This is a genomic window from Streptococcus sp. k-378 (assembly GCF_013277505.1).
Classification (GTDB): Bacteria; Bacillota; Bacilli; order Lactobacillales; family Streptococcaceae; genus Streptococcus; species Streptococcus pseudopneumoniae.
Genome location: NZ_VMNC01000024.1, coordinates 1 through 7,417, shown reverse-complemented (window position 1 = coordinate 7,417; position 7,417 = coordinate 1). Strand labels below are relative to the sequence as shown.

At 41.8% G+C, this 7,417-nt stretch carries 6 protein-coding genes, 1 pseudogene and 1 riboswitch; of the genes and pseudogenes, 2 read left to right on the top strand and 5 right to left on the bottom strand.

The window, feature by feature from the left end; translation table 11 throughout:
* Positions 1-550 (top strand): annotated as a pseudogene (locus HT719_RS03015) (winged helix-turn-helix domain-containing protein); the annotation flags it as partial.
* A 118-nt stretch (positions 551-668) separates the two neighbouring features.
* On the opposite strand, the gene HT719_RS03010 reads toward HT719_RS03015, so the two are convergent.
* The 5 genes from HT719_RS03010 to HT719_RS02990 form a co-directional block, all read right to left on the bottom strand.
* Positions 669-1,016, bottom strand: coding sequence for a VOC family protein (locus HT719_RS03010; protein ID WP_054388071.1), 348 nt, complete (start codon positions 1,014-1,016; stop codon positions 669-671).
* 110 nt (positions 1,017-1,126) lie between these two features.
* A complete protein-coding gene (gene spxB / locus HT719_RS03005) occupies positions 1,127-2,902 on the bottom strand; it encodes a pyruvate oxidase (RefSeq protein WP_023941447.1) in 1,776 nt (591 codons plus the stop codon).
* 205 nt (positions 2,903-3,107) lie between these two features.
* A complete protein-coding gene (locus HT719_RS03000; RefSeq protein WP_172928189.1) occupies positions 3,108-5,351 on the bottom strand; it encodes a heavy metal translocating P-type ATPase in 2,244 nt (747 codons plus the stop codon).
* Between the two features lie 9 nt (positions 5,352-5,360).
* Positions 5,361-5,732, bottom strand: coding sequence for a cupredoxin domain-containing protein (locus tag HT719_RS02995; protein WP_172926005.1), 372 nt, complete (start codon positions 5,730-5,732; stop codon positions 5,361-5,363).
* A gap of 10 nt (positions 5,733-5,742) precedes the next feature.
* On the bottom strand, positions 5,743-6,138 hold the full coding sequence (locus HT719_RS02990; protein ID WP_172928187.1) for a CopY/TcrY family copper transport repressor: 396 nt from the start codon (positions 6,136-6,138) through the stop codon (positions 5,743-5,745).
* Positions 6,139-6,321: 183 nt separating this feature from the next.
* Positions 6,322-6,419: riboswitch (TPP riboswitch) on the top strand.
* An 83-nt stretch (positions 6,420-6,502) separates the two neighbouring features.
* On the opposite strand from HT719_RS02990, the gene thiD reads away from it, so the two are divergent.
* Positions 6,503-7,294 (top strand): bifunctional hydroxymethylpyrimidine kinase/phosphomethylpyrimidine kinase, encoded by a 792-nt coding sequence (gene thiD / locus HT719_RS02985; RefSeq protein ID WP_172928185.1) that lies wholly within the window; start codon positions 6,503-6,505, stop codon positions 7,292-7,294.
* The last annotated feature ends 123 nt before the right edge of the window (positions 7,295-7,417 follow it).

Genomic DNA, 7,417 nt, shown 5'->3' with positions numbered 1-7,417 from the left:
GTCGTAACCATGCATATATAGAGAAAGCCTTTCTTGCCCGTCATTTGAAGGCTGCAGAGGCAGGAGAATTTGTTACAATTGATGCCTTATTTCAGGCTTATACAAAGGAGTTAGGTCCTTCCTACACACGTGATGCCTTTTATCAACTCTTGAAGTGCCATGGTTGGCGAAATATTAGGCCACGTCCAGAACATCCCAAGAAAGCAGACTCTCAAACCATTGTCGCGTCTAAAAATAAAATCTCAATTCAAGAAGACAAGAAAACGCTTTAAAACCAGTAGGCGTTTTCGTAAGGTTCGCTTGATGTACCAAGATGAGGCTGGTTTCGGTAGAATCAGTAAACTGGGATCTTGTTGGGCTCCAATAGGAGTAGGTCCACATGTCCATAGTCACTATATACGAGAATTTCGCTATTGTTATGGAGCTGTTGATGCCCATATTGGAAGATATCATGAATCAACTTCAAGATGTTATACAAGGACTGGAGAAGGAGGTGATAAAGTCCATCGTTAATCGGAGATGGACTAGAATGCTTTTTGAAAGCATATGAGTATTATATGCAATTTCTTTATAATAAAAAGACCGGATTGCTCCGATCTTTTCAATAGTTCGTATTCTCAATTTCTGTTTTAAAAATAGCTAAGGTTAACGTCAAATGACTAAGCACCTTATTTCATACGATAAAAATCAATCACTAGACCAGCAGGACCTTTAACTAATAAGGACTCTGTTCCCCAATCCGTTTCACAAATACCGTGTAAAATCTCGACACCAATCTCTTTTAAACGTTGGTAATTCTGATTTAGATCCTCAACCTCGATATGAAGAATGATTCCTGACTGAAAGTTTTCCAAAGGAACCAAATGATTTTGAGACAACATCAGACAGTGACTGCCAATCGTAAACTGAGCAAAACCATCATCAGCATAATCTGCCTTTTTATCCAATATATGCTCCAAGTCAGTACAAACTTGGGGAACATTTGAAACGATAATATCTAATTGATTTAAATTCATTTACTCTCCTCCATAAAAAGACCGGATTGCTCCGATCTTTTAAAGTTCCGCTCTATGAAAATCAAAGAATAAAGTCTACAAGTTTCATATTTGATTTTCGGCGAGAGGAATTATTTAATTGCGCGTGATTGTAACCCTTCTTCTTCCAAGAAGAGACGGAATGGTACGAGTTCTTCTGCTTCGTATTTTTCCTTGAAGGCTTTGATAGCTTCTTCTGAGTGAAGTTTTGGATCCAATTCAAGTACTTCTACTGGAAGTGGACGGTGTGGAGTGATGCGAGCATCGATTACAATAGTTTTACCTTCTTTGTTGAGTTTAACAGCTTCTGCAACAACTGCATCGATGTCTTCGATACGGTCAACTGTAAATCCTACAGCACCTTGCGCTTCAGCGATTTTCGCATAGTCAGCATTAGAGAAGTCACAACCAAACAAGTGTTTGTTTGTGTCTTCGTATTTGTCCTTGATGAAGGCATATTTACCATTTGAGAAGACAACGTTGATAACTGGAAGGTCGTATTGAACATTTGTGATAACGTCTGGGTAGCACATGTTGAATGCACCGTCACCCATGATGTTCCATACTTGGCGATCTGGATTGTCTTTCTTAGCAGCGATACCACCAGGAAGGGCAATACCCATTGTCGCAAAGAGTGGAGATGTACGCCACATGTTCTTAGGTGTCATGTGAAGGTGACGAGTAGATGTTTGAGTAGTGTCACCTACGTCGATTGAGTAGATAGCGTCTTGATCAGCATGTTTGTTGATTGCATTGTAAACTTGATACAATTGCAATTCACCCTCAGTTTTACCTTCGAGTTTGTTCATGTAATCACGCCAGTTTTGGTTGTTCTTCACGTTTGCACGCCACCATGGAGTAGATTCAACTGGATTCACTTTGTCAAGGATTGCTTTGGCTGCTTGACCTGCATCACCAAGGATTGAAGCGTCAAGGGCGTGACGTTTACCAAGTTTGTAAGGGTCAATATCAACTTGAATGAATTTTTCAGTGTTCTTGAATGCTTCGTAAACTTCAGCAAATGGGAAGTTTGAACCAAGGAAAAGAACTGTGTCTGCTTCAAAGACCACTTCGTTGGCTGGCTTCCAACCAACACGGTAAGCAGAACCTGTCAAACCTTCATAGTTCCATTCGAAAGCTTCAAAGTTTTTACCAGTTGTGATAATTGGTGCTTTGATTTTACGTGACAATTCAGTGATCACTTCACCAGCTTTAACACCACCGTAACCAGCATAGATAACTGGACGTTCAGCATTGTTCAAGATTTCAACAGCTTTGTCGATTTCAACTTCGTTCAAAGCAGGAGCGATAAATGAACGCTCGTATGAACCTGATCCATAGTATGAGTTTTCGTCGATTTCTTGGAAACCAAAGTTTACTGGGATTTCAACAACAGCTGGACCTTTTTTAGAGACTGCAGCACGGCAAGCTTCGTCGATTACTTTTGGTAATTGCTCAGCGTAAGCTACGCGTTTGTTGTATACAGCGATACCGTTGTACATTGGGTTTTGGTTCAATTCTTGGAAAGCATCCATGTTCAATTCATTAACTGGACGTGATCCAAGGATCGCTAGGAATGGAGTGTTATCCATAGCTGCATCGTAAACACCGTTAATCAAGTGAGTCGCACCTGGACCACCTGAACCAACTGCAACCCCGATTGAGCCACCGAATTTAGCTTGCATAACCGCTGCAAGAGAACCTGTCTCTTCATGGCGAACTTGCAAGAAGCGGATATCTTTGTCTTCAGCCAAAGCGTCCATCAATGAGCTGAGTGTTCCTGATGGGATACCGTAGATTGTATCTACGCCCCATGTTTTCAATACGTTAAGCATTGCTGCTGATGCAGTAATTTTCCCTTGAGTCATAGTGATAACTCTCCTTCAATTTTTTAGACTTGGAGAATACGATTACATAGAATTGGAAACGTTCTCCAAATTTTTACTATTCCACTATATCATATTTATGTTGACTTTTCTAAAAATCTGCTCAAAACTCTCTACTTTCTATTTTAATACAGTTTTGAAAGTGCTGCCATTCCTGTTTTATAACAAAGAAATCTAGTCATTACTTTTAGTCTATTTTACTAAAGTTTAGTAAGAGTGAACTAGTCAGAACAGATACAGAACTAAAGGCCATGGCTAGACCTGCCAATTCTGGAGTGAGCGCCAGTCCAACACCAGAAAAGACTCCTGCTGCAATCGGAATTCCGACGACATTGTAGATAAAGGCCCAGAAAAGATTGAGCAGAATTCGATTAAAGGTTTTCTTACTCATGTCAAAGGCACGCACCACGCCTAGGAGGTTATTGGTTGTCAACACTAAATCTGCCGACTCGATGGCGATATCTGTTCCAGCTCCCATAGCAATCCCCACATCTGCTACACTAAGGGCAGGAGCGTCATTGATACCATCCCCAACAAAGGCTACTTTGCCAGCCGCTTGTAGTTTATGGATTTCATGGGCTTTTTCTTCTGGCAAGACACCTGCAATGACCTCTTCGATTCCGATCTGATCGGCAATAGCACGCGCCACACCTGCATTATCTCCTGTCAGCATGACTGTTTTAAGGCCACGCTTTTTCAACTGACTGATGGCTAGCTTGGCATTTTCCTTGGGAATATCTTGTAGTGCAAGCAAGCCTTTGATTTCATTGTCAACAGCCAAGAACACAACTGTCTTAGCTTCTTTTTCTAGTTCTTCTAGTTTATCTTGATAAGTGCTAGAAATGTTCATGCCATCCAGCATTTTAGCATTTCCAAGCAAAACTTGTTTTCCATTGATTTGCCCTGAGACACCTTTTCCGTGCAAGGCTTGGAAATTTTCAACAGTGTGAAGCTCAAATCTAGCTTCAGTCGCTCGCTTGACTATAGCCTCAGCCAGTGGGTGTTGAGAAGCTTCTTCCAAGGAAGCTGCCAATCCAAGCACTTCTACTTCGTCGCCGATGATATCTGTGACCACAGGTTTCCCTTCCGTCAAAGTCCCGGTCTTATCAAAGACGATAGTTTGAACTTTCTGGATTTCCTGTAGAACCGTTCCATTTTTGAGGAGAACTCCCATCTTGGCACTGCGACCTGTCCCCACCATAAGGGCTGTCGGTGTTGCAAGTCCCAATGCACAAGGGCAGGCAATAATCAGAACTGCTACTCCATAGAGAAGCGAAGACACAAAGCTCGACCCAAGCACAACTACACTATCCCTGAGCAAGACGAACCAAACCCAAAAGGTCACAATCCCTAAAATGACAACTGCTGGGACAAAAATCCCTGAAATTTTATCCGTCAAGTCCTGAATCGGCGCACGACTTGTCTGAGCTTTCTTCACAAAATCCACAATCTGAGCCAAAACAGTCTCTGAACCGACTTTTTCTGCTCTAAAAACAAGTGTTCCACTATTATTGATGGTTGAGCCAATGACAGTATCTCCAACTGTCTTGTCCACAGGCAGACTCTCACCTGTCACCATAGACTCATCAATACTAGAGACACCTTCTACTACGACACCATCAACCGCAATCTTTTCACCGGGACGCACTCGAATCAGGTCACCTACCTTGACTTGCTCCAAAGGGACTTGAACATAGTTATCCTCACGCAAGACTTCTGCAGTTTTAGCCTGCAAGTCAAGTAATTTCTCCACAGCTTGGGAAGTATTTTTCCGCATTTTCTCCTCAAAAACGGCTCCCAGAAGAACGAAGAAGAAGATAAATGCAGCACTTTCAAAGTAAACGGGGAGGCCAGCGAAGAGGGCAACTAAGCTATAGAAATAGGCCACTAGGGTTCCCAGAGCAACCAAGGTATCCATGTTGGCATTGTGCTTTTTAAAACTAGCCCAAGCACTTTGGATATAAGGACCACCTGCTACTAGCATAATCGGTGTTGTGGCTAAAAAGGTGCCCCAACGCATGACTTGGTGACTAATTCCTCCTGTCGACATCCCAATCATGAGGATCACAAGAGGCACAGTAAAGATACTAGTAATCCAAAAACGCTGTAAAAGTGATAGAGATTTTCGAGTCTTCTCAACGACTGTATAGCTTCCCTTTTGCATCTTCATACCACAAGAAAATTCATGTTGACCTAATTCTTGAGGTGTAAAACGAATGACTTTCTCCTCATCTACGCCGATTGGTTCCAAGATGCCTTCTTCTTCAAACAGAATTTCCTTATAACAGTTTGAAGGTGTCACACGGTGAAAGGTGATCTCAGCAGGAACTCCTTTTTGCAGTTGAATGTGGGCTGGATGGTAGCCTTTGTCTGCCGTGATACGGATTTTTTGAACACCATTTTCAAGATTTGCTTTTATAATTTCAGTCATATCATTCTCCTATTCTACAATCAGCTTGCCGTGCATCATATTCATGCCACAAGAGAAACCATACTCTCCAGCCTGCTCAGGCGTGATTTCCACTACATACTCTTCCCCCATAGGCAGGTCCGCATGTACACCAAAATCTGGAAAAACAATTTGGTCCAAACATGGTGAAGGATCCTTGCGGTCAAAGACAATGCGGGCTGGCACTGATTTCTTGAGGATAATCAACTCAGGCGTATAGCCCCCCATGACTTCCACTCGAATCTCTTGGTAGCCCTTTTTTTGCTGGGCCTTTTGTCCAGATTTTTCAGGCTTTTTGAAAAACCAAAACAAGATAAACGCGATAAGGGCAATACAAACAATGGTTACAATACTATTTAACATGACGTCTCCTTTACATACAATTACATCTTACTTCTGTTACAGCGCTTGATTTCTTCTCAGAAATCACAGCTTCTAAGTCTTCCAAGTCAGCCAGAGTAAAATCACATTCCATAATCAAATCAGCCAACAAGTTCTTAATCCTACGAGAACAAACCTTGTCCTTGATATCTTGGACAAGTAAATCCCGACTTTGGTCCAAAGTTAAAAGGGCTGAATAAACAAAGAACTTGCCTTCTTTTTTCCTTGTCAGACACTCTTTCTCAACCAAACGAGCCAAAAGAGTTTGAATGGTTGACTTGGACCAGTCGAACCGCTCCGCCAGAACCCTAATCAAATCCGTACTAGTCTGCTCTCCTTGCATCCAAATAATCTTCATGACCTGCCATTCTGCATCTGAAATCTGCATAATCACACCTCCAAAATCTACATTTGTCAATTACAATTATCAGTATACTCTCAAAATCTACAATTGTCAATTATTAAAATGCTTATTACTTCTAAAAATAAATTTTTAACTATTTAGTAAACAATTTTCAGTCAAATATTACTATATAAACAATAAAAATATGCTATACTAAAGAAAAAAGAAAACAACCACTAGGGGTGCGTAAAGCTGAGATTAACGACTGTTAGACCCTTTGACTCAATCTAGGTAATGCTAGCTGATGGAAGTGGAAATGATAATGGGGACTAGCAGTCTTCTATTGCCTTCCTGAAACAGATTAGCTTGTTCTTAAGAATACAAACTTCAGTTGGTTGGGAGGTTTTAGATGGCTTATTTACCCGTTGCTTTGACCATTGCAGGTACTGACCCTAGTGGTGGTGCTGGCATTATGGCTGACTTAAAGTCGTTCCAAGCTAGAGATGTCTATGGAATGGCTGTTGTAACCAGTCTTGTCGCTCAAAATACCAGAGGTGTTCAATTGATCGAGCACGTTTCTCCTCAAATGTTGAAAGCCCAATTGGACAGTGTCTTTTCTGATATTCCACCTCAGGCTGTAAAAACTGGGATGTTGGCAACTACCGAAATCATGGAAATCATCCAGCCCTATCTTAAAAAGCTGGATTGTCCCTATGTTTTAGATCCAGTTATGGTAGCGACTAGCGGAGATGCCTTGATCGACTCAGTTGCTAGAGACTATCTCAAAACAAACCTGCTTCCCCTTGCAACCATTATCACGCCCAATCTTCCTGAGGCAGAAGAGATTGTTGGTTTTTCAATCCATGACCCCGAAGACATGCAGCGTGCTGGTCGCCTGATTTTAAAAGAATTTGGTCCTCAGTCTGTGGTCATCAAAGGTGGCCATCTCGAAGGTGGTGCTAAAGATTTCCTCTTTACCAAGGATGATCAATTTGTCTGGGAAAGCCCACGAATTCAAACCTGTCACACCCATGGTACTGGATGTACATTTGCTGCAGTGATTACGGCTGAACTAGCCAAGGGAAAGAGCCTTTACCAGGCAGTTGATAAGGCCAAGGCCTTTATCACGAAAGCCATCCAAGACGCCCCTCAACTCGGTCATGGTTCTGGCCCAGTCAACCATACAAGTTTTAAAGATTAAGAAAAAAACTCTCTAGTTCCCACTTTAAGGGAATTAGAGAGTTTTTATACTCTTCGAAAATCTCTTCAAACTACGTCAGCTTCTATCTGAAACCTCAAGGCAGGGCTTTGAGCAACCTGCGGC